The sequence below is a fragment of the Flaviflexus huanghaiensis genome (assembly GCF_014118685.1).
Classification (GTDB): Bacteria; Actinomycetota; Actinomycetes; order Actinomycetales; family Actinomycetaceae; genus Flaviflexus; species Flaviflexus huanghaiensis.
In genome coordinates this window covers 19,424-41,114 of record NZ_JACFAK010000016.1, presented here as the reverse complement: position 1 = coordinate 41,114, position 21,691 = coordinate 19,424, and the positions used below count along the sequence as shown (strand labels likewise).

At 62.9% G+C, this 21,691-nt stretch carries 22 protein-coding genes and 1 tRNA gene; 16 read left to right on the top strand and 7 right to left on the bottom strand.

Annotation, left to right across the window (positions count from 1 at the left end):
- Positions 1-24: 24 nt before the first annotated feature.
- The gene (rsmI, locus tag H7E91_RS10495) at positions 25-867 is read left to right on the top strand and encodes a 16S rRNA (cytidine(1402)-2'-O)-methyltransferase (protein WP_338401793.1); all 843 of its coding nucleotides are present in this window, start codon (positions 25-27) and stop codon (positions 865-867) included.
- Between the two features lie 242 nt (positions 868-1,109).
- Here rsmI and H7E91_RS10490 read toward each other — a convergent pair whose 3' ends face one another.
- Positions 1,110-1,733: an isochorismatase family protein gene (locus tag H7E91_RS10490; protein ID WP_182355071.1), complete on the bottom strand. Its 624-nt coding sequence runs from the start codon at positions 1,731-1,733 to the stop codon at positions 1,110-1,112.
- Positions 1,734-1,822: 89 nt separating this feature from the next.
- Here H7E91_RS10490 and metG point away from each other — a divergent pair, with 89 nt between their 5' ends.
- The 6 genes from metG to H7E91_RS10460 all read left to right on the top strand — a co-directional run bounded on the left by metG (position 1,823) and on the right by H7E91_RS10460 (position 9,398).
- Positions 1,823-3,613: a methionine--tRNA ligase gene (metG, locus tag H7E91_RS10485; RefSeq protein WP_182355052.1), complete on the top strand. Its 1,791-nt coding sequence runs from the start codon at positions 1,823-1,825 to the stop codon at positions 3,611-3,613.
- Positions 3,610-4,542, top strand: coding sequence for a TatD family hydrolase (locus tag H7E91_RS10480; protein WP_182355051.1), 933 nt, complete (start codon positions 3,610-3,612; stop codon positions 4,540-4,542). The genes metG and H7E91_RS10480 overlap by 4 nt, the downstream gene beginning before the upstream one ends.
- 164 nt (positions 4,543-4,706) lie before the next feature.
- Positions 4,707-5,795 (top strand): aggregation-promoting factor C-terminal-like domain-containing protein, encoded by a 1,089-nt coding sequence (locus H7E91_RS10475; protein WP_182355050.1) that lies wholly within the window; start codon positions 4,707-4,709, stop codon positions 5,793-5,795.
- Positions 5,782-6,645: a 16S rRNA (adenine(1518)-N(6)/adenine(1519)-N(6))-dimethyltransferase RsmA gene (gene rsmA, locus H7E91_RS10470; protein WP_182355049.1), complete on the top strand. Its 864-nt coding sequence runs from the start codon at positions 5,782-5,784 to the stop codon at positions 6,643-6,645. The genes H7E91_RS10475 and rsmA overlap by 14 nt, the downstream gene beginning before the upstream one ends.
- 9 nt (positions 6,646-6,654) lie before the next feature.
- Positions 6,655-7,593: a 4-(cytidine 5'-diphospho)-2-C-methyl-D-erythritol kinase gene (locus H7E91_RS10465; RefSeq protein WP_182355048.1), complete on the top strand. Its 939-nt coding sequence runs from the start codon at positions 6,655-6,657 to the stop codon at positions 7,591-7,593.
- Positions 7,593-9,398 (top strand): ABC-F family ATP-binding cassette domain-containing protein, encoded by a 1,806-nt coding sequence (locus H7E91_RS10460; protein WP_182355047.1) that lies wholly within the window; start codon positions 7,593-7,595, stop codon positions 9,396-9,398. The genes H7E91_RS10465 and H7E91_RS10460 overlap by 1 nt, the downstream gene beginning before the upstream one ends.
- A gap of 10 nt (positions 9,399-9,408) precedes the next feature.
- On the opposite strand, the gene H7E91_RS10455 is transcribed toward H7E91_RS10460, so the two are convergent.
- From H7E91_RS10455 to H7E91_RS10445, 3 genes are read right to left on the bottom strand one after another with little or no spacing between them, the layout of a single operon-like run.
- A complete protein-coding gene (locus tag H7E91_RS10455) occupies positions 9,409-10,512 on the bottom strand; it encodes a hypothetical protein (RefSeq protein WP_182355046.1) in 1,104 nt (367 codons plus the stop codon).
- Positions 10,509-11,435, bottom strand: a complete 927-nt coding sequence (locus tag H7E91_RS10450; RefSeq protein WP_182355045.1) for a cytochrome c biogenesis CcdA family protein — start codon at positions 11,433-11,435, stop codon at positions 10,509-10,511. Before H7E91_RS10450 ends, H7E91_RS10455 begins: the two co-directional genes overlap by 4 nt.
- Before the next feature lie 2 nt (positions 11,436-11,437).
- Positions 11,438-12,148 carry a DsbA family protein gene (locus tag H7E91_RS10445; protein ID WP_182355044.1) on the bottom strand — a complete coding sequence of 237 codons (711 nt, stop codon included), beginning with the start codon at positions 12,146-12,148 and terminating at the stop codon, positions 11,438-11,440.
- 79 nt (positions 12,149-12,227) lie between these two features.
- Between H7E91_RS10445 and H7E91_RS10440 the strand changes: the two genes are divergently transcribed.
- From H7E91_RS10440 to H7E91_RS10420, 5 genes are all read left to right on the top strand, one after another.
- The gene (locus H7E91_RS10440) at positions 12,228-12,725 is read left to right on the top strand and encodes a hypothetical protein (protein WP_182355043.1); all 498 of its coding nucleotides are present in this window, start codon (positions 12,228-12,230) and stop codon (positions 12,723-12,725) included.
- Positions 12,722-13,093: a BlaI/MecI/CopY family transcriptional regulator gene (locus H7E91_RS10435; RefSeq protein ID WP_206680422.1), complete on the top strand. Its 372-nt coding sequence runs from the start codon at positions 12,722-12,724 to the stop codon at positions 13,091-13,093. The genes H7E91_RS10440 and H7E91_RS10435 overlap by 4 nt, the downstream gene beginning before the upstream one ends.
- Positions 13,090-14,046 (top strand): M48 family metalloprotease, encoded by a 957-nt coding sequence (locus tag H7E91_RS12175; protein WP_182355041.1) that lies wholly within the window; start codon positions 13,090-13,092, stop codon positions 14,044-14,046. The genes H7E91_RS10435 and H7E91_RS12175 overlap by 4 nt, the downstream gene beginning before the upstream one ends.
- 25 nt (positions 14,047-14,071) lie before the next feature.
- Entirely contained in the window at positions 14,072-14,929 is an 858-nt protein-coding gene (locus tag H7E91_RS10425; protein WP_182355040.1) for a GDSL-type esterase/lipase family protein, read from the top strand.
- A 76-nt stretch (positions 14,930-15,005) separates the two neighbouring features.
- A complete protein-coding gene (locus H7E91_RS10420; protein ID WP_182355039.1) occupies positions 15,006-15,521 on the top strand; it encodes a MarR family winged helix-turn-helix transcriptional regulator in 516 nt (171 codons plus the stop codon).
- A gap of 84 nt (positions 15,522-15,605) precedes the next feature.
- Here the strand turns inward: H7E91_RS10420 and H7E91_RS10415 are convergent, their stop codons facing one another.
- The 3 genes from H7E91_RS10415 to H7E91_RS10405 all read right to left on the bottom strand — a co-directional run bounded on the left by H7E91_RS10415 (position 15,606) and on the right by H7E91_RS10405 (position 18,549).
- Positions 15,606-16,775 carry an ABC transporter permease gene (locus H7E91_RS10415; RefSeq protein ID WP_182355038.1) on the bottom strand — a complete coding sequence of 390 codons (1,170 nt, stop codon included), beginning with the start codon at positions 16,773-16,775 and terminating at the stop codon, positions 15,606-15,608.
- Positions 16,772-17,689, bottom strand: a complete 918-nt coding sequence (locus H7E91_RS10410; RefSeq protein ID WP_182355037.1) for an ABC transporter ATP-binding protein — start codon at positions 17,687-17,689, stop codon at positions 16,772-16,774. Before H7E91_RS10410 ends, H7E91_RS10415 begins: the two co-directional genes overlap by 4 nt.
- 164 nt (positions 17,690-17,853) lie before the next feature.
- Positions 17,854-18,549, bottom strand: coding sequence for a TetR/AcrR family transcriptional regulator (locus tag H7E91_RS10405; protein WP_182355036.1), 696 nt, complete (start codon positions 18,547-18,549; stop codon positions 17,854-17,856).
- Positions 18,550-18,627: 78 nt separating this feature from the next.
- On the opposite strand from H7E91_RS10405, the gene H7E91_RS10400 reads away from it, so the two are divergent.
- The 4 genes from H7E91_RS10400 (at position 18,628) to H7E91_RS10385 (ending at position 21,648) form a co-directional block, all read left to right on the top strand.
- Positions 18,628-18,701 (top strand) — tRNA-Gln (locus tag H7E91_RS10400).
- Between the two features lie 54 nt (positions 18,702-18,755).
- Positions 18,756-19,769 (top strand): NTP transferase domain-containing protein, encoded by a 1,014-nt coding sequence (locus tag H7E91_RS10395; RefSeq protein ID WP_182355035.1) that lies wholly within the window; start codon positions 18,756-18,758, stop codon positions 19,767-19,769.
- Positions 19,766-20,746, top strand: a complete 981-nt coding sequence (locus tag H7E91_RS10390; RefSeq protein ID WP_182355034.1) for a ribose-phosphate diphosphokinase — start codon at positions 19,766-19,768, stop codon at positions 20,744-20,746. Before H7E91_RS10395 ends, H7E91_RS10390 begins: the two co-directional genes overlap by 4 nt.
- A gap of 257 nt (positions 20,747-21,003) precedes the next feature.
- Positions 21,004-21,648 (top strand): 50S ribosomal protein L25/general stress protein Ctc, encoded by a 645-nt coding sequence (locus tag H7E91_RS10385; protein WP_182355033.1) that lies wholly within the window; start codon positions 21,004-21,006, stop codon positions 21,646-21,648.
- Positions 21,649-21,691: the final 43 nt, after the last annotated feature.

Here is a 21,691-nt window from a genome sequence, read left to right as displayed (position 1 = left end):
TGCATGATGGGCGATAGTGGATGGGTGAGCGACGGCAAGATTTTCCTGGCGGCAACCCCGATCGGCGACCCGGGCGATGCGACGCCGAGGCTTCGTACTCTCCTCGAGACAGCCGATGTTATCGGCGCAGAAGACACGAGACGGCTCCTCAATCTTGCTGGTCGAATCGGCGTCACCCCGACGGGCCGAGTACTCGCCTTCCACGATCACAACGAAGCAGAGCGGACGGGCGAGCTTCTCGACCTTGCACGAGGAGGACATACCGTCCTCGTTGTCTCTGACGCTGGCATGCCGACTGTCTCAGACCCCGGGTATAAGCTCGTCCGCCGTGCCCACGACGAGGGTGTGCCCGTCACGGTCATCCCCGGCGCCTCTGCAGTCCTCACCGCGCTCGCGATCTCGGGGCTTGCGACAGACCGTTTCAGCTTCGAAGGCTTCGCGCCCCGAAAGGAGGGCGAACGCGCTCGAGTGTTTGCCGATCTCGCAACGGAGAAGCGAACGATGGTGTTCTTCGATTCGCCCCATCGGACGGCCGACACTCTCGCGGCTATGGCCGAGCACCTCGGTGCGGGACGGGAGGCGGCCGTATGCAGGGAACTGACGAAGACGTACGAAGAGGTGCGCCGTGGGCCGCTCGCCGATCTCGTCGAGTGGGCACGTGAGGGTTTGCGCGGTGAGATCACGATCGTCGTCAGCGGCGCACCAGATGTCGAGCGGCGGGCGGAGGACTACGTCGCCGAGGTGAACCTGCTGGCCGACTCGGGGATGAGGCTCAAGGCTGCGGCCGGATACGTGTCGGAGCGAACCGGCGTGCGAAAGAAGGAACTGTACGATGCGGCACTCAAAGTGAGAGAACTGGGCCCCTAGGCCGAGCCCAAAAGCCGAATCGCCGGCACTGCGAGGGCAGTCATGGGGTACGTCATAGAAAACGATGAAGTGGGCTCAAAACCCATCAAGTTATACTGAGGAGGCTCGATTCGTCGAGCATGTTTCCCGCGCGGTGTGGCCCATGGCGGGAAGCCGGTGGGGAGCATGCATGCGCATGCTCCCCACTGTTGTGCTCGCGGCGCTTCAACGTGACAGGCACGGAAGTCGGTAGCGAATCGGAGCTACAGCCAGGCGTTCTTCGACTCAAGCTGAATGATGCCGGCGCCGTCCATGATGGTTCGAGCCTTTTCCCCGAGCTCCGCGCTGACGGGGGCGGTGAGATCAGAGAACACCCTGACCTCGTCGACAAACGACCGAGCATCAAGCGCCGTGTCCTTCACGCAGTGGGATTCTGCGAGACCGACGATATCGACGGATGTGATCTCGTATTCCTTGAGGATGTCCTGCAGCATCCTGCCGTCGTCTGTCGTGCCTTCGAAGCCCGAATAAGCGGCAGCGTACTGGCCCTTCTTCACAGATTCGTCCGGAAGATCGGCGACGGCGGGGTGGAGCTCGGCCTCAGCCGTTCCGGCAACACCGTGCGGCGGCCATGTATCGACGTAGTCCGGCTCGTCAGAGAAGTGGTCACCCGGCTCGATGTGCCAATCCTGGGTGGAGATGACGACTCCGTAGTTCCCTCCGCTCGTGTCGACGAACTCGGCGATTCTGCGCGCAACAGCATTTCCGCCGTCGACGGCGAGGGCACCGCCCTCGCAGAACGTGGGCTGAACGTCGACGATGATGAGGGCGCGGTGCGGCCTGACGAGAAGCTCCGCTAACGTCTCCTCGGGCTCGGTGCCTTCCATAAATGTGTCGCTCATGCCGCAATCCTAACGGAGCGTGATGTTCGCGGCGAGATTCCTCCCAGAGCGCGCGAAGCATATACCGTAGAAGTATGTCTCGAGTGCTCTCCGCTGTCGCATGGCCCTACGCCAACGGCCCCCGCCACATCGGCCATGTTGCCGGGTTCGGTGTGCCATCCGATGTTTTCTCCCGCTACATGCGCATGGTGGGCCACGACGTGCTCATGGTGTCTGGTACCGACGAACACGGCACGCCGATTCTCGTCGCCGCTGAGCAGGAGGGCGTCGACCCGAAGGTGCTAGCCGACCGCAACAATAGGATCATCGTCGAGGACCTCGTCGCCCTGGGTTTGTCGTATGACCTCTTCACCCGCACAACGACAAAGAATCATTACGCCGTCGTTCAGACGATGTTCGAGACTGTCCGGGACAACGGGTACATGCTCGTAGAGACGACCTCTGGTGCCGTGTCTCCGAGCACGGGCCGGACGCTACCTGACCGCTACATCGAGGGCACGTGCCCGAACTGTGGCTACGACGGAGCGAGGGGCGACCAGTGCGACAATTGCGGCGTCCAGCTTGACCCTGTCGAGCTCATCAATCCGCGGTCGAAGGTCAACGGCGAAACGCCAACCTTCGTCGAGACCGACCATTACTTCCTCGACTTGCCAGCGCTGGCAGGGGAGCTGTCGCGCTGGCTAGATGAGCGGGAGGCCTCTGGCTTGTGGCGTCCGAACGTCATCAAATTCTCACAGCACATCCTGGATGAGATTCGCCCCCGTGCGATGACTCGGGACATTGACTGGGGCATTCCTGTTCCGGGCTGGGAAGACAAGCCGAACAAGCGGCTCTATGTGTGGTTCGATGCGGTTGTCGGCTACTTGTCGGCCTCGATTGAGTGGGCTCGCCGCGTCGGTGATCCGGAGCGTTGGCGGGACTGGTGGAACGATCCCGAGGCCCTCTCCTACTACTTCATGGGCAAAGACAACATCGTCTTCCACAGCCAAATCTGGCCCGCCGAGATCCTCGGATACAACGGGATGGGAGAAAAGGGCGGTGAGCCTGGTTCGTTCGGCGAGCTCAACCTGCCGACCCAGGTTGTCGCATCCGAGTTCTTGACGATGGAAGGGAAGAAGTTCTCCTCGTCAAAGAAGATCGTCATTTACGTCCGGGATGTTCTTGCCCGCTACCAGCCCGATGCGCTGCGCTACTTCATCTCGATTGCGGGTCCCGAAACCTCCGACTCGGACTTCACGTGGGCCGAATTCGTACGCCGCAACAACTCCGAGCTTGTCGCCGGCTGGGGCAACCTCGTCAACCGGACCGCAGCGATGATCGCGAAGAACTTCGGTGGGATTCCGCAGGCCGGAGCTCGTGAGGATGTTGACCAGGAGCTTCTCGATGAGGTCGAGGCCGGTTTCGCGAAGGTCGGATCCCTCATCGAGAACCATCACCAGCGTTCGGCGCTTGCCGAAGTCATGCGGATCATCGGCTCCGCCAACTCGTACGTCTCGAAGACAGAGCCGTTCAAACTCAAGGCACCCGAACAGCGCGAACGCCTCGCGACGATCCTCCACACTCTCGTCCAGGCCGTTGCTGACATCAACACGATGATGTCGGTGTTCTTGCCGCATTCCTCGAACGCGATCGATGCGATTCTGGGTGGCGCAGGCGATCTTGCGCCTATGCCCCGGATCGACGAAGCAACGGATCTGGATGGGGGAGACCCGTATCCGATTATCACCGGGGACTACACCGACCTGCGGCCGTGGGCACGCGTGCCGGTCACTGTGGGAACCCCGATTGAGAAGCCGAGCCCGGTCTTCGTCAAACTCGACCCTGAGGTTGTGGACGAGGAACTCGCTCGCCTCGCAGACGAGTGAGTGCGAAGAAGGGGCGTTCAACGCTCCCTCCCATCCCCGAGCCGCTCCCGGTGCCCGTCATCGACAACCACACGCATGTGGGCACCGACAAGCCCGGCCAGGTGCAGAAGGTCGATGACCAGGGTAACCCTCGCCACCCGCTCCTTATCGAGGGTCAGGTCGCAGCGATGGCGAGAGCGGGAGTCAGCCGTGCCATCACGGTTGGTTGCGAAATCCCTGATCTCCAGGACGTCATTGATCTCGCCCGCGCCCACCCGGAGTTCTCTGCTGCGATCGCCATCCATCCAAACGAGGTGCCGATGCATGCCGGGGTCCGGGAGATGGGCCCGGACGGCCTCGAGCCGCGAGTCGAAGAGCATCACCGAGCGTTCGGGCTGGACGAGGCGATCGGCATGGTCGCGGACCTCGCTCGTGAGCCGGAGATCGTCGCCATCGGCGAAACTGGCCTCGACTACTTCCGCACCGGCGCTGAAGGGAAACGCTCCCAGCAGGAATCGTTCCGCGCCCATATCCAGCTTGCGAAAGAACTGGGACTCCCGCTCCAGATCCACGACCGCGAGGCCCATGAGGACACGGTGCGGATTCTCCTCGAGGATGGTGCGCCCGACCGAACGGTCTTTCACTGTTTCTCGGGCGACCGGCATCTCGCAGAGGTTCTCACAGCGAACGGGTGGTACGCCTCTTTCGCCGGCACGGTGACGTTCCCGAAGAATGAGGATCCGAGGGAGGCCCTACGAGTGCTCCCCGCCGAGCTTGTCCTCGTCGAAACCGACGCCCCATACCTCACGGCTCACCCGCACCGGGGCCGCCCGAACGCCCCCTATCTCGTGACCCTCACAGTCCGGGCGATGGCAGAAATTTTGAATGTGCCGATCGTCACACTGTGCCAGCAGCTCGTCGATACGACAGAAGTAGTGTATTTCCGCTGATCGCGCGCGCGTACCGTCCAATCGGCGGCTGGGCGAGCGCGCGCGTCACCACATCCTTGGCGGCTCAGGCCTGGCGCAATAGATCACGTTTTGATTACAATCGAGCAAAATTTGATTACACTCGGTCAAGTATTCGAAACAAACAGACGGACGAGGTTTTATTCATGGGACGTCACTCCCGCAGAACCACGAAGGCGCCGGCCATTGTGCAGGCACCGAAGGGCGACGCATTCCGCGCCAAAGCCGCATGGTCAGAATCCGCCGCAATCCCGATGAGCTCCCGCCGCTACGGCGCTGTCGCAGCTCTCGCCGCAGCTACCGCACTGTCTGCTGTCGCAGTCACGACCGAATCGTCGGCCCCGGCCGCGTATGCCGTCGCGGGTGCCTTTGGCGCCCCACTCCAGATCGTCACCGACGTTCCGGACCTCAGCAGGACGTACACAGTCGCTGTTGATGGCCAGGAACAGGAGCTGACAACGACCGCTGACACATGGGGCCGTGCCCTCACCGAGGCCGATATCAGCGTCGGTCGCGATGACCGCGTCAACGTGGATCTGGCCGCTGAGGTTGAGGACGGCGCGACCGTCACGATCGAGCGCGTCACCTACGAGATCGCCGTCGACGAGCAGGTCGACGAGTTCGAGACTGTTCGCAAGGACGATCCGAACCTTGAGAAGGGCACCGAGAGGGTGACGACCGAGGGCCGCAATGGCGTCACTCGCGTGACCCATCGCGTCACGCTGGTCGATGGCGAAGAGGAGTCCCGCGAGCAGACGATCGTCGTACACAAGGCAGAGCGCGTTGACGAAGTCATCTCCGTTGGCACGAAGGAACCGGAGGCGGCTCCGGTAGCCGAGCCGGCACCCGCATCCGAAGCCCCGGCGCCCGCGCAGGCACCTGCTCAGGCCCCCGCACCGGCGCCAGCCCCGGCACAGCCGGTTGTTGTCAACGCTGGCGGAGCCAAGGGCATTGCCCAGCAGATGGTGGCGAACAAGGGCTGGTCGAGCTCGGAGTTCCAGTGCCTCGAGACGCTGTGGCAGCGGGAGTCGAACTGGAACCACCTTGCCCAGAACCCGTCCTCTGGCGCCTACGGCATCCCGCAGGCCCTTCCCGGTGGGAAGATGGCGTCGCACGGAGCTGATTGGCGCACGAACCCCGCGACTCAGATCGCGTGGGGCCTCGACTACATCCAGGGCCGCTACGGCACACCCTGTGGTGCACTGAACCACTCCTACGCGCGTGGCTGGTACTAATCTTCTCACCCCGAGTGACATAAGAACGCTGAGCGACAGGCTCGGCATACGTCCCACCAAAACGCTCGGACAAAATTTCGTCGGCGATGGGGGCACGGTCCGCAAGATCGTGTCCCACGCTGGCGTTTGCGTGGGCGATCATGTCCTCGAGATTGGCCCTGGGCTCGGCTCACTGACCCTCGCACTCTTAGAGGCGGGGGCCTATGTGTCAGCGATCGAGATCGATCCCGTCCTCGCATCAGCTCTTCCGGAAACGGTTGCGGCCCGGCACGATCGTCCGGAGCGTTTTGCTGTCGCACAGTTCGACGCGCTCAAGCTGGCCGATCACGAGCTCGCCGTCCCGCCTGCGCTCGACCGTATGGTCCCGACATTCCTCGTCGCGAACCTGCCGTACAACGTGGCGGTTCCTGCTCTTCTCACCGCGTTTGAGGTGCTTCCCTCCCTCACGGTTGTCGATGTCATGGTCCAGCTTGAAGTGGCGGAGCGCCTCGCAGCTCCGCCCGGATCACGGGTCTATGGAGTGCCGTCGGTGAAAGCCGCGTGGTATGCAGAGGCGACTCGCGGTCCCCTCATTTCACGGAGTGTCTTCTGGCCCGTGCCGAATGTTGACTCAGCGCTCGTGCGCTTTGACAGGCGGCGCGAACCGAGTGCTGATCGGGTAGCGGTGTTTGCCGTCATCGACGCCGCATTTTCGCAGCGGCGGAAAACCTTGCGGCAGGCACTCGCGTCCTGGGCGGGTAGCGCGGCTCGCGCCGAAGAGCGGCTACGTGCGGCTGGCATCGATCCCCAGCGCCGTGGGGAGACGCTGACGATCGATGATTTCGTCGCCATCGCCAACGCTGAGGCATAGATTTCACCGATGGCGATTGGGCCCGAAGGTCCGGCTGAGACACCCCATATTGCGTATCCTGATGAGGTGCATACCGTCCACGCTCAGGCTCCCGCGAAGATCAATCTGGCCCTTCGAGTCGGTGGTCCGCGCTCGGATGGGTTCCACCCCCTACAGACGGTGTTCTGTGCGCTCGACCTGTGGGACGCGATCGTCGTTAAACCCGCAGAAGGGCTTTCTCTCACGATCACCGGTATTGAGCTTGAGGTTGACGACAACAACCTCGCACTGAAGGCAGCCCGTGCCCTTCAATCGCACACCGGGACGAGCCGCGGCGCCGATATCGCGATACATAAGGGAATCCCGGTCGCAGGCGGACTCGCGGGCGGGAGTGCGGATGCGGCTGGCACCCTCGTTGCTCTCAATGCCCTCTGGGGGCTCGACCTTCCGCGCGAAGAGCTGCACGAACTCGCGGCCGAGCTCGGATCCGATGTTCCGTTCATGCTCATGGGAGGGCTCGCCCTCGGAGTGTCCCGGGGTGAGGATCTGCATGCGATCAAACCGGGTGCTTTCCAGTCGTGGGTGCTTGTTCTTGACGATGAGGGGCTGTCGACACCTGCCGTGTTCCGCCGCTACGACGAGCTTAAACCCGAGCCTCATGCGCCAGCCGACGTCGACGAGCTCATGTCGGCGCTCCGATCTCCGTCAGTCACGAACCTGGCCGGACTTCTTATGAACGATCTCGAAGAGCCTGCCTTCACGTTGCGGCCAGACTTGAAGGAGCGGTTTGATCGTGTGGCCGGAACGGGCGTTGCCACGGTCCTTTCAGGTTCTGGACCTACGATCGGAGTGCTGTGTGAGAGCGTCGCAGCCGCCGATTCTCTCGCGAAACAGCTGACGTCAGAAGGACTGCGTGCGGTTCGGGCAGATGGTCCGGCCGCTGGCGCACATATCGTGAGGAGCAGCTGATGGCTCACCTGCTGTCGTTGGAGGATGTTGGGATCACGCTCGGCTCTCGGCCGATCTTGGGCGACATCACCCTTGGGTTGGACGATGGTGCGAGAGTCGGCGTGGTCGGGCCCAACGGTGGCGGCAAGTCCACCCTCCTTCGGCTCATAACGGGCGAGCTCGAAGCCGACGAAGGGCGAGTGACCCACGCGGGCACACTCCGCTCAGCGGTCCTATCCCAGAAGGATGACCTGCCGGACACGACCGTGCGGGAAGCAATCCATGGCTCTGCTTCCGAGCACGAGTGGGCATCGGAACGGGCAATCCGTGACCTTCATGCTGGCCTCATCCCAGATGTTGACCTCGACTGGAGTGTCACCGAGCTTTCCGGCGGCCAGCGTCGACGGGTGGCGCTGTGCTCTGTGCTGACGACCGATGCAGACCTCATCATTCTCGATGAGCCGACGAACCATCTCGATGTCGACGGCGTCGACTTCCTCCACCACTACCTCAACGAGCGCTTCTCCCGTGGCAAGGGCGCACTTGTCACCGTCACCCACGACCGCTGGTTCCTCGACGCCGTGTGCGAGCGCATGTGGGAGGTCGTTCCCGGACACGATGGTGCTGGCGGTCGCAACCCGCGACCCGGCCGGGTCGAACAGTACGAGGGCGGTTACGCCGCGTACGTCCTTGCCCGCGCTGAGCGTGAACGCCAGCGCACCCAGGCAGAATCGAAGCGCGCGAACCTTCTGAGAAAGGAACTCGCCTGGCTGCGCAGAGGCGCACCGGCCCGAACCGCGAAGCCGAAGTTCAGGATCGAGGCAGCGAACGAGCTCATCGCCAATGAGCCAGCGCCCCGGGACCGGGTTGAACTCACGAAGATGGCGACTGCTCGGCTTGGGAAGGACGTCATCGACCTCGAGGATATCGAATTTTCCTACGGTGAGAAGACCGTCCTTGAGGGGACAACGCTGCGCCTCGGCCCGGGGGAGCGGCTCGGCATTATCGGCGCGAACGGATCGGGGAAATCCACCCTCCTCGGACTTATTGCGGGGAGGCTCCAGCCGACAGCTGGGCGCGTCAAGCGAGGCAAGACGGTCCAGCTCGCCGAACTATCCCAGCACACGACCGAGCTCGACGAGGTCGGTGACATGAGGGTTGTCGAATCTGTCAGCTCGATCGCGACATCTATTGACGTCGGCGGCAAGGAGATGACGGCGAGCCAGCTTGTCGAGCGTCTCGGCTTTACTCGGGAACGGGCTTGGACCGAGGTCAGTCGACTGTCGGGTGGTGAGCGTCGGCGGCTCCAGCTCATCAGACTCCTCATGGCGATCCCGAACGTCCTTCTCATGGATGAGCCAACGAACGATCTTGACACGGACACCCTGTCCGCTATCGAGGACTTGCTGGATGATTGGCCGGGCACTCTCGTCGTTATTTCCCACGACCGCTACCTGCTCGAGCGGATCACGGACCACCAGGTCGCGGTCATCGACGGCAAGGTTCGTCATCTGCCTGGCGGGATCGATGAATACCTCACGCTGAGAGCCGCTCAGGAGGTTATCGACGGCATCGTTGAGAGGCAACCCGAACCCTCGCTGTCCGATGCCGCACGAGCCCGGGCAGCGCGGAAGACGATGGCGAGGGTGGAACGGCAACTCGCCCGGGAGCGGGACGCTCTCGCCAAGGTTCAGGACGAACAGGTGGTTGCCGCTCTCGACTTCGAGCGACTCGCCAAGCTCACGGACGAGGCCGCTCGCATTCAGCAGCACATCGAAGATCTGGAGGAGGAGTGGCTGTGGGCGGCCGAGCAGGCCGACGGATAGTGCCGGATTGTTAGGGCGCGGGTGCGCCAGTGGGTTGCTCGGGAACGGCAGCGAGCAGGTAGCCACCATCCGGTCCGTGGAGAAGTGCCGCGCCCTGCGGTGTCACGTGGGCCGGGACGAGGACAGTGCCCTCACCATCCGCGTAATATGCCTGTGCGACCGCTCCCGTGAGGACGTTGTGGACCCGGACGGCATCGCCTTCCCGGAGGTAAGCGAAGATCCCGCCCACGCTGACCAGCTCAGTGTCTGGCCCGATTGTCAGCGACCACAGTACCGCGCCATTTCCATACGCGTGCAACGCACTCTCATCGCGAACGACAAGAGTGTCGGTTGATGGATCGACGCCGGCGCTCGTGATGGAATCGGCGATGGTGTGGCCGGTCGCAGCATCGATGACCCGGCCGGGCTTGTCATTCTGTTTCAGGAGAACATAGGCCCCCGCCGTCCCAATCCACTCCGCGTCCTGCTCGTCAGCACCAACCTCCCATAAAACGGATCCCGAGGAATCTGTAGCGCTGAGAGTCCTGCCCTCAACGCTGAGGAGAGTGCCCGCGTGTTCGGCGATGTAGGGGCCGGCGACGATGTTGCCGTCGTCCGGGTCGATGGTGAAACGCTCTTCGCCGGTGAAAATGAGACCGGGGCCAGCGAAGGAACCCGGGACGTCGACAGGGCCCCACAAGCTGTCGCCCGATCGCAGATCATAGGCGCGGGCCGAAAGATCTGTCGATTCCCCCTCATCCAGCAGGACAGCAACGGCAGTGCCATCGCTCGACGCTGTAAGGACGAAGTCAGTGAAGGAGGCAGGCCGCTCAGTTGACCAGAGAACCTCGCCATTGATCGATAGTGCGCTGAACGCGAGGACGTCATCCTGTTCGGCCGCCGAGAGGTAGATGCCGTCCGCGAACTGCGGAGGAAGGTCCCAGCCCGGGTCGAGCACGTCGAGGCCGTCGATAGAAATCGGCACATTCAGGTCCGATGTGTCGATTGGTTCCTGGCTCGCGTTCTCGGTCGAGACGTCCCGGTTCACATCGGGCGCGGAGTTACAGGCAGCGAGAAGGACGGCAGTTACCGCGAGCAAAGCCGCGGCCCGTCTCGTCCGTGTCGGTCGTGTCATGAGGACGTCTCTCTCGGTGTGATGATGTTGCGGATTGGCTGATTCTCACCTGCGACGTTCACGTGAGAACCTGCGAATTTTGGATCGCTCGGACCGTCGGGGTTCTTCGTCCGTCGAGCAAACCAGATCGCCGTGATGAGGACGGCAACCGCAAGGATCGCGGCAATGTCGACGATGGGGTTCGCGAGGATTCCCGCGCCCTCTTGAAGTCGCACCTGTGTGTCAGCGGAGATGATCTCTGGCATCCCGACGAGCCCGTTCGTCGTCCAGAAGAGGATGCCGGTGGCGATGATAAGAAGCCCGGCAAGGACCGATGTCGTATGGAATCGCAGTCGTCCGATTGTGAAGCCGCGTCCCCTGAGGAGTGAACGGCCGCGCCCGCCGAGCGGGCGCCAAAGAGCGACGATAATGAGGAGCGGAACGACCATGCCAGCACCGTAAACAGCGAGGAGCAGGCCAGCGGTGACGCCGTCGCCGCTCGCCGCCGCAACCGTGAGGACCGCACCGAGGATCGGACCGGCGCAGAACCCTGCAACCCCGCTTGTCGTCCCGAGGAGGAACGTCTTGGCGAGCCCAGTTGCCGATGCGGAGTAGCCGCGGGCGACGGACTGACCCGGGATGACCTTCGACGGGTCAAAGCCGAAGCCGAAGATCTGTGCGATGCCGAGGACGATGAGAAGGAGTGAGGATACGGTGATGAGCTCGGTCCTATGGGTGAGGAATAGGGAGCCGAAGGCTCCGGCGCCGACGCCGAGCGGCACGAGAATGACAAGCAACCCGCCATAAAACACGCCGGTATGAAGGAGGAGCTTCGTTCCCGAGTTGACCGTGGAGGCGAAGAACGATGGCAGGAGCAGAGCGGCACACGGCGACAGCAGGGCGAGAACACCGCCGAGGAATGCAGTGACGAAACCGACGTCCATGACTACTCCGCGAGCGCCGTATCGACCGCCGAGGTGAACACCTCGGTCGGCTGGGCCCCGACGACCGGCTGACCGTTGATGAAGAACACGGGCGTCGAATAGACGCCGAGGTCGATGCCGAGCTGCTGGTTTTCGGCAACCGCCTGGGCGGTTTCTGACGAGGTCAGATCTTCCGTGAACTGTGCAACGTCCAGGCCAAGCTCGTCGGCGACGGTGATGAGCGCGTCCTGAGAAAGGTTGGATGAGACCTGCCCACCGACGAACAGGGCGTCGTGGAACTCCCAGAACGCACCCTGCTGGCCAGCTGCGTACGCGGCGAGGGCGGCTCGTTCGGAGTCTTCACCAAATACGGAGAGATCCCGCCATTCAATCCGAAGTTGGCCAGCATTGACGTAGTCGAGCATGCTCGGCAGTGTCTGGTCTGTCCACCGCGCACAGAACGGGCACTGGTAGTCGGAGAAGGCGACCATGACGACTGGCGCATCGATCGGGCCAATCGCGAGCGGATCGCCCTCCTGCCTGCGCTCGGCCGTCGAATAGTCGGGCGTCGAGGGGCCCTGCACCTCCGTGGGTGCGGAGCTCCGTGCTTCCTCGGCCTTCGCGCCGTCACTGTCCCCGCCGCGTGCGAGAACGGCGATGATGAGTGCGGCGGCGATGAGGAGGACGATGAGGGGGACGAGCACGGCAGGCCGCGCGGCGGTCCGTGGGGACATGAGATCTCCGATCTGGCTTGGTCGACTATTCAGCATAGTCGACTATTGACGATAGTCGAGAGTGTGACAGAATCACAGCATGACGTCGACAGACCTTCTCAGCGGCCCCCGCGGAACGCGCAATCAGCTCGTGACTGCCCTGCGTGGGTGGACGGGTCGCCAGTTCGCTGTCGCGCTTGCCGCGAGCATCGGCATCGCCCTTCTCATCGGTATCGCCACGGTTCTCATTCCCAACCCAATCTTTGGCCGGGACATTCCGCCCGTCTGGTGGAACTATCCGGTGTGGATCCTCACGTCGATCTTCTCCGGCATGCTCGTCGCGACCTATGTCTCCGGTGACCGTTCCGACGAGAAATCGAGCAGATTCGGGGTGATCGGCACAGCGCTTGCCTGGTTCGCTGTCGGCTGTCCCGTGTGCAACAAGATCGCACTCCTTGCCCTGGGCTATTCCGGCGCCATCACATGGTTCGCCCCGTTCCAGCCGGTCCTCGCGATCGGAGCACTCGCCCTCACCGGCGTCGCACTCGTGTGGCGTTTGCGGGGCCAGGTCGCCTGCCCCACCGAGGTGCAGACGTGATAGAAGCCGAGGAACCAATTCGTCTGGGTGCTCTTGAGGCTCAGGTCATGGACGTCCTGTGGGACGAGGGGCCGAGCACGATCCGCGACATCATCTCCCACATCGCCTCGAATCCCGCCTACACAACGATCGCGACGGTTCTGAGCAACCTCGACCGCAAGGGCATGGTCACCATCTCCCGATTCCGGCGGTGCACGACCTACTCGGTCGCCATGACGCGTGCGGAGTACGAGGCAAGTCAGATGGCGTGCGTGCTGCGAGGCAGCCGCGACCGAGCATCATCGATCCTCCAATTCGTCGAATCGATCTCCGAAACCGACAGGGATCTCTTGCGGAATTTCCTCAAGACAAAGGGCGCCCAACGGTGACCGGGCTAGCGCTCGCCGGGGCCTTCGCGCTCGCGGTTGTCGGCTCGGCCCTTGCAGGGCCGCGACTCATACGCGGCTCCGCACCGCTCCTTGTCCGGGTTCCGCGGCTCGCGATCTCTGTGCTTGCCGGGTCCGCTCTGCTGTGGCCAGCGGCAATGTTCAGTGCTGGTCCGCTTGGGGCATGGCTCCTCGCGGGACCAACGGTCCTCCCTACCGGCGCCACCGAGGTCTGTCAGCGCTGCATTAGCGCCGCCAACCCGTTCGGCGACGTCGTCGGAGCCAGCCCAATCCCGACGGTGCTCCTCCTGGCGGGGTCGGCGATCACAGCATTTGTCGTGACGGGCGCAGTGCTCGTTCAACTCCGGTGGCGAATAAGGGGCATGAGGGTAGCGGCGAGCCGGGTGCGGGGAATCCGACGGGAGATTGCCGGATATGAGGTGACCGCGGTTGCGGACGAGCGCCTCCTCGCCTTTTCATTCTCGGCCTCACACGGAGGCATCATTCTCTCGACCGGTGCAATCGCGGCTCTTGACGAATCAGAGGTCCTGGCCGTGCTTGCTCATGAGCAGGCTCATGTCAACCAACGGCACCATTGGATCCTTGCGACCATCGAGTCTGTCACGGCCGTCCTCGCCTTTGTTCCCCTCGTTCGCGAGGCCGCCAGTGTCCTGCCCGCGTACATCGAGATCGCTGCCGACAATGCTGCGCAAAAAAAGGCAGGGACACTTGCTGTTGTCAGTGCCCTCCTGACCATTGGCGAGCGGAGCGAAGACCGTGAGGGCGTCCTTCACATTGCGGGCCCGGAGCGCGTGCAGCAGCTTGTCGCGCCGGTCCGAGGCTCGGCAGGAGCCTTCCCCACCGCCGTCATGATGTCGATGGTCGCGGTTCTCGCGGGTGTGACAGCGTGTGTGCTCGCGCCCTACTCGGCCGCGCTCGTAGCGGGATGCATGTGATGTCAGAGAACAACTGGGAGCGTATATGAGCATCGTCGCGGGTCTTCTCATGGCGGGTCTGCTCGTGGCCCAGGGCGTCCAGGTTGACGCCGTTGTTATCGGCGACTCCTACTCGTCCGGTCACGGCGCAGGCGACTACTCGGATGAGCTGTGCATGCGCTCGGATGGCGCGGCGATTGCACGCGTGGGAGATTTCTTCGAAGGCACGGCCGTCAATGCCGCATGCAGTGGGGCAAAGGTCGCCGATCTGACTGAGCCGCGGATCATCTCACAGACGCGAGCCGGTGACGCGGAGTGCGTGACGGACATCGGCGGAGCGACTGCGACGCTGGAGGAGGGGACCTGCACGGTCACCCTAGACCCGCAGATCGAGGCGACCGCAGGTGCGACCGACGTGTTCGTCATGATCGGTGGCAACGATGTCGGTTTCCTTCCTGTTGCTGCCGCATGCCTGCTTCAGGACGATCTGGATCAGTGCCAGCTGGCTGTTGACAACGCCAAACAGTCGGTGGCGGCCGCGATCGCTGAGCAACGTCGTGCCCTTCTTGCAGTGCGGGACATCGCTCCAGAGGCCCGCCTTCATCTCGTGCCCTACCCGAGGCTTTTCGAAGCCGCTGTCGCCGCTGATAGTCCGGTCGATGTTCTCAGCTTCCAGCAGGACTGGGAGGACCAGCTGCGGCAGATGGCGGGCGAACTGTCCGATGAGATCGGTGACGTCTACTTCGTCGAAACTCTCACCCCCGTATGGGAAGGTCACGGGCTGGGCGCGGCGGACAGCTGGATCCATACATCCGGTAGCATCCGTGATCTGCTCCACCCCACCCCGGACGGGTGGCGGGCGAGTGGCACCGCCTTCATCGCACACCTCGGCCTCGTTCTGTAACGATTCCCTGGGAACGCTGACAAATCTGCACATTCCTTCCACTCGGATACATCTCGATATCGAGTATTCTTTCGATATGACTACGCGGGAATACCGATCTGACGAGGTCGATGACATTGTCGCGGCGTGGCGGCGGGAGCGCGGGGACCTCGATTCGTCGCCGCTTGAGATCTTCTCCCGCCTCCTCCGGCTCAACCGTCACCTCGACAAGTTCCGCAGGGAGGCGTTCGCCGCCCACGGGCTTGACGTGTGGGAATTCGAAATGCTGTCGCTTCTTCGCCGGCAAGGTGAGCCGTTCCAGGCGCAGCCCTCGCAGTTCATGAGCCAGCTCCTCGTGCCGTCCGGCACACTCACCCACCGAATCAATACGATGGTCGAGCGCGGTCATGCGAGGCGGCTCCAGGACAAACGAGACCGCCGCATCAAGTATGTTCAGGCGACCGACCTCGGCATCGCGAAGTCCGATAGGGCGATGGAGGACTTGCTTCGCAGCGAAGCTGCGATGCTTGACCACATCTCGGATGAGGACAAGATGTCCGTCAGCCGGATACTCAGAGAGATGCTCCTACCCTTCAGTGGAGCGGACGACTAGCTGTTCCGTGTGAGCGCCATGTTGTCGTCAGACACGGGCGGCGTGTCGTGCCCGGATTGAGTCTCGTTCCACGCCACCTGCTCGTCAGGGCCTGCTCCGTAGCGCGTCCTTGAGCTTCATGCGTGTGCCCGTGTGGAGGATCGAGCGCTCGTAAATCTTGCCGGCGATGGCGGCGAGGAGCGGGATTGTCGCGAGACAGATGGCGATGGCAATGACGATGTCGAAGGCAGGGACGTTGGTGAACGCCGACCTGACGGGCATGACAAACGGGCTGAAGAACGGAACGAAGCCGACGATCTGTGTAACCGTCGAATCGGGGTTCTCCGGGACGTAGAACATCGCGAAGTAGAACGGGATGAGAGACAGGAACACCATGGGGCCGGTGATCGCGCCAATATCTTCTTGTCGTGAGACCGTTGCCGCGAGACCACCGGTCACCGAGGCGTAAATGATGTAGCCGAGAAGCACCCAGACGATGAGCATGGGAATGTAGCGACCGATGTTGATCTCGGGCAGGAGGCCCGAGATTGCGCCAGCCGCGACGAGCGCGATGACGTAGATCGCGACGATCGAAAGGATCGCGACGCCGATGCCAAGGAACTTGCCAAGCAACAAGTTGCGGGGCTTGATCGTTGCGAGGAGAATCTCGACGACTCGGCTGGTTTTCTCTTCGACGACACCGGTAGCCAGCATGGCGATGCCGAACACGATGACGCCGTAAACCAGCGTGGCCGTCAGCAAGCCGACGACGAACCGGACCGGGTCGAACTCAGTGCCACCAACAATGTCCGGCACGATCTGTTGCGCCTGCCCGATCGCGTCGAGAACGACCGTAGCCTCAGCATCCCCCAGCTGCTCGCCGATGATGAAGGCGGTTGTCGCGGACTGAGTGATGGAGGTGATGAGGTCAAGGTGCTCTGCGCTGTCGAGCGCGAAGATCTGGGGGCTGTCGGGAGCCCCGGCGATCAGCGCATCGAGCTCCTCCTCGCTCTCGAGGATCGTCTGAGGATCCCCATCCACCGGCACGGTTGTGAGACCCGCCGCGCTTAGCGCATCGGCGAGTGGCATCGCCGACTCGGACACGCCGACGGTCGCGGCGGGTTCGTCGTCTCCGTCGTCGTCACTCAGGAGTAACCGGCCGAGGACGCCGGCGGCAAGAATGAGGACCGCGAGGATGATCGTCGAGACGACAAGGGCCTTGGAGCGCAGCTGTGCCTGGAGCTCCCGGCGTGCCACAAGGATGGTCGAGTTCATCGGGACTCCTTCGACGTGGTGGTCACAACATCGCGGAACAGTTCTTCGAGGTGAGGTCTGCGGCGGTAGAACTCATAAACGGGACCGTGGGCGAGAGCGGTTGTGAGGATCTGCTGCTCATCGAAGTCCTCCCGTGGCGCAACAAGCCGCCGAAGCATCCTGTCGCGGCGCTTTTCTTCCACAGCCGTTCTCACGCCGAGATGGTCAAACGACGCGGTTGACGAGGCGTCGGTGAGAATCTCGTACTCGGGAGTGTCGGTCTGCCGAAGCTCGTCGATCTCGCCCTCGGTCACCATCGTCCCCTCGGCGATGATGCCGACGCGATCGCAGAGGCTCTCGACGAGGCTGAGCTGGTGGGAGGAGAAGATGACGGGCACGCCATCGCGGGTTTTCTCTCGAAGGACTTCACTCATGACGTCGACCGCAACTGGGTCGAGGCCCGAAAACGGCTCGTCGAGGACGAGAATCATCGGGTCCGCGACGAGGGCCGCGGCGAGCTGGACGCGCTGCTGGTTGCCAAGAGACAGCGTCTGGACCAGATCGTTGCGTCGGTGGGCGATGTCGAGGCGCTCGGTCCAGTGCTCCATCGCCGATACCGCACGTTCGGCCGTGAGGCCATGCAACCGGGCGAGGTAAATGAGCTGTTCGCCGACCTTCATCCGCGGGTAGAGGCCGCGCTCCTCGGGCATGTAGCCAAATTCGCGCCTCGTTGCGTAGTCGAGCTGTCGTCCCTGCCACGTGACGTGGCCGGAATCGGCGGCGAGGACGCCGAGGATGATACGCATGGCGGTTGTCTTGCCCGCGCCGTTTGAGCCGACGAAGCCGAAGAGATCGCCGGGATTAACGTGGAATGACAGCCCATCCAGAGCCGTGACGGAGCCGTAGGATTTGTACAGGTCCTCAATCGAGAGCATGTTTACGCCTTCGGGTTTGCTGCGATCTGCGTGTGACGGTCATCAATGTATCTCAGAGCGGCCCGTGAGTCTTGCTGGGGCGGCGGCGTTCACAAAGCAATGTCATCACTCGCCCGGACATCCCGGTGACCTGGGCTTTGAGCGGGAAAGCCCCGGGCGACCAGTCACGAATTCTGGGGCCTAATCTTCTCGTCACTGTCCGGCATGCCGAGGGGCTTCGGGTCGAGTTCGAGCCGATGGAGCCCGTTCCACAAGAGATTGACCGTGTGCGCGGCAATCTCTTCCTTTGATCGCGGCTGAATCTGTTCCCCGGCCTTCGCGGCCTCTCTTTCCGCAATCCACCATATGCCGACCTGGGCGACAGCCCCGCCGAGTAGCTGTCCATAAACGGGCAAGCTCATCGGCTCGAAGCCCTGGCGCTCGAACAGTGCTGCCATGAGGACCGTCAGATGTTCCGTTACCTCGCCGATAACCGGGGAGAAGACGCCGGTCGACACCCCCGCAGGAGACTGGTGAGCGAGCAGGCGGTAGCCGTCGGGGTTAGACTCGAGGTAGTCAAGAAGAGCAACGATGGTGAGCTCGAGAGCCTTGCGAGGCGGGGCCGTCTGCGGAAGCGACTCAGTCAGTGTCGACACGAGCAGGTTGATCTCTCGGTCGACGATGACCTGGTAGAGGCCCTCTTTGCCGCCGAAGTGCTCGTACAGAACCGGCTTCGACACCCCCGCTGCCTGGGTGATCTCCTCAATCGACGTCGCGTCGTAGCCGCGCTGGGCGAAGCTGGCCCGGGCGATGGCAATCAGCTGCAACCTCCGCTCGGACCGGGACATGCGCACTCTCCGGGCAGGTACCTGTTCACTCATGTGACCAGTATTCCACGGGGATACGGCCAGATGCTTTGTCTCAGCACGGTCAAAGCTGGCAGACTGAAGGGTGTGCTTTCCGCCCTGGTGTAATGGCAGCACAGAGGCCTTTGAAGCCTTTAGTTCAGGTTCGAACCCTGAGGGCGGAGCCACAGACCGGGATCCGGCGCACAGAGTCGGCATTCCCACGTAATGTTGGGATCGTGATGAGAGAGACGAGCCAGGCCCGCCCGACCGTCATCGTCTTGGCTGCCGGTGCCGGGACGAGGATGAAGTCAACAACCCCGAAAGTCCTGCACGAGGTATGCGGGCGTTCTCTTGTCGGACATGTTCTCCACGCAGCGTCCGCAGTGGATCCCGAGCGACTCGTCGTTGTCGTCCGGCACGAGCGCGACAGGGTCGCCGCCCACATCTCCGACATCGCCCCACATGCCACCATCGCCGACCAGGATGAGGTGCCCGGCACCGGCCGGGCCGTCTGGTGCGGCCTCGAGGCGCTGCCAGCGGACCTGACGGGTCCCGTCCTTGTCACGGCTGCCGACACTCCCTTGCTCGACGGCGACACGCTCGTCGCTCTCATGGCAGCCCATGAAGGTCACGACATAACGGTTCTCACAACTCGTGTCCCAGATCCGACTGGCTACGGCAGAATCGTCCGCGACGAGAAGGGGATCATCTCCTCGATCGTCGAACATCGCGACGCAACTCCGGAGCAACTCGAGATCGACGAGATTAACTCCTCGATGTATGTCTTCGATGCCGCGCTCTTGCGAAGTATGCTCTCCGGCCTAGGGACCGACAACGCGCAGGGGGAGATGTACCTGACGGACGTCATCTCTGGCGCGTATGCCGAGGGCTTGCGGCTCGGATCGTACGTGGGCGATCCGCTGTGCGTCGAGGGTGTGAACGACCGTGTCCAGCTCGCAAACCTCCGCGCGATCATGAATCGCCGCCTGCTTGAGAATGCGATGCGGGAGGGCACGACGATTGAGGATCCGAACGCAACATGGGTTGATGTCGGAGTGACATTCGAACCGGACTCGCTCGTTCGTCCCGGCAGCTACCTCACTGGCACGACGTCCGTCGCCACCGGCGCAACGGTCGGACCCCACGTGTATCTCCACTCTGTCGAGGTCGGCCCGGACGCCCACGTCTCATTCGCGCGCCACGCACACACTTCTCTCTCAGCCGACGCAACGAAGAAGGACGGACTTTCATGACCGGTATTCACTCCACAGGAGCCAAGCATCTCGTCATCTCCAGTGGACGATCACACCCGGCCCTGGCGGCGGAGGTCGCCGAATACTTGGAGATCGATCTCCTACCGACAACGATCTACGACTTCGCCAACGGCGAGATCTACGTCCGTTTCGAGGAGTCCGTGCGCGGCGCCGACGCCTTCATCATTCAGACGCACACCCCACCGGTGAACAAGTGGCTCATGGAGAGTCTCATCATGGTTGATGCGCTCAAGAGGGCCTCTGCTAAGCGCATTACCGTCGTCGCTCCGTTCTACCCGTACGCCCGGCAGGACAAGAAGCACAAGGGTCGTGAGCCGATCTCTGCCCGTCTCGTGTCCGATCTCCTTAAGCAGGCGGGCGCCAATCGGATCATGAGCGTCGACCTGCACGCTGCGCAGACCCAGGGCTTCTTCGACGGGCCCGTCGACCACCTGTGGGCCATGCCTACCCTCGTTGAATACGTCAAGACGAAGATCGATCCGCAGAACGCAGCCGTTGTGTCGCCCGATGCCGGCCGCATCCGAGTTGCCGAGCAGTGGGCGGACCGCCTCGGCGGAACCCCCCTCGCCTTCGTCCATAAGACTCGCGACATCTCCCGACCGAACCAGGCTGTTGCGAACCGTGTTGTCGGCGATGTCTCCGGTCGCACATGTGTTCTCGTCGATGACCTCATCGACACGGGAGGCACCATCTGTGAGGCCGTGCGGGTTCTCATTGAGGCCGGGGCAGCCGATGTCATCGTTGCCGCCACCCACGGCGTCTTCTCCGACCCGGCGGTCAAGCGTCTCGCCGAATCCGGGGCCCGCGAAGTCATTGTCACTGACACGGTCCCCATCGAGCGGGAGAAGCGGTTCAAGGAGCTCACGGTCTTACCGATCGCGCCGGTGCTTGGCCGCGCCATTCACGAAGTCTTCGACGATGGCTCCGTCACGAGCCTTTTCGAGGGTGCTCACTAGCCCCATCTCACGCGAGACTGTCCGGCACCGACGGTGCCGGACAGTCTGTCTCATCCGCGTGCTTCACAAGACTGGCGGGAGTGAGAGGTGCCATAGGTCCTCCCCTTCGCCCCTCCAGGGGTCTGCGCTAGGATGTGTGAGTTGCCTCGGCGAGGGAGGCGGTTCAGCCGCACTCCGTTATCGACGCGGTCCAAGTGTCACCCGGCACGTGGCCTACGAGGCTCATGCACGAAAGTGCCGAACATCAAGGAGACACTATGGTTGATTCCGTCAAGCTGACGAACACGGTTCGTGAAGACTTCGGCAAGGGCGCGGCACGCCGCCTCCGCCGTGCGGGCCAGATTCCCGCTGTTATTTACGGACATGGCGCCGAGACCATCCACATCGCACTGGACGCGCACGAGACATTCCTCGCCGTCCGCTACAACCAGAACGCCCTCGTCACCGTCACCGTTAACGGCAAAGATCAGCTGGCCCTCGTGAGGGACATCCAGCGCCACCCGATGACGTGGGACATCGAGCACATCGACCTCATCGGCGTTCGCGCCGGCGAGCAGATTGAGGTCACCGTCCCAATCACGGTTGTTGGTGAGCCCGCTCCGGGCACCGTCGTGACGACCGACCTGCTGACGGTCACGATCATGGCCGACGCAACGATGATCCCCGAATCCATCGAGGTGGACGTTGAGGGTAAGGAAGCGGGAACCCAGGTCCGTATCGCTGACCTCGCGCTCGGTGAGGGTGTGTCCACGGAAATGGACCCGGAGGACCTTGTTGTCTCCGTCCTCGTCCCGCAGGTCGACACCTCGCTCGAGGAAGCCGACGCCGAAGCGGCTGAAGAGGCTGCCGGTGAGTCCGGTGCTGAGAAATCGTCAGAAGGTGCCGAAGAGGATTCTGAGTAATGTAACCGAAGAGCGCCCGGGTCACGCCCGGGCGCTCTTTACG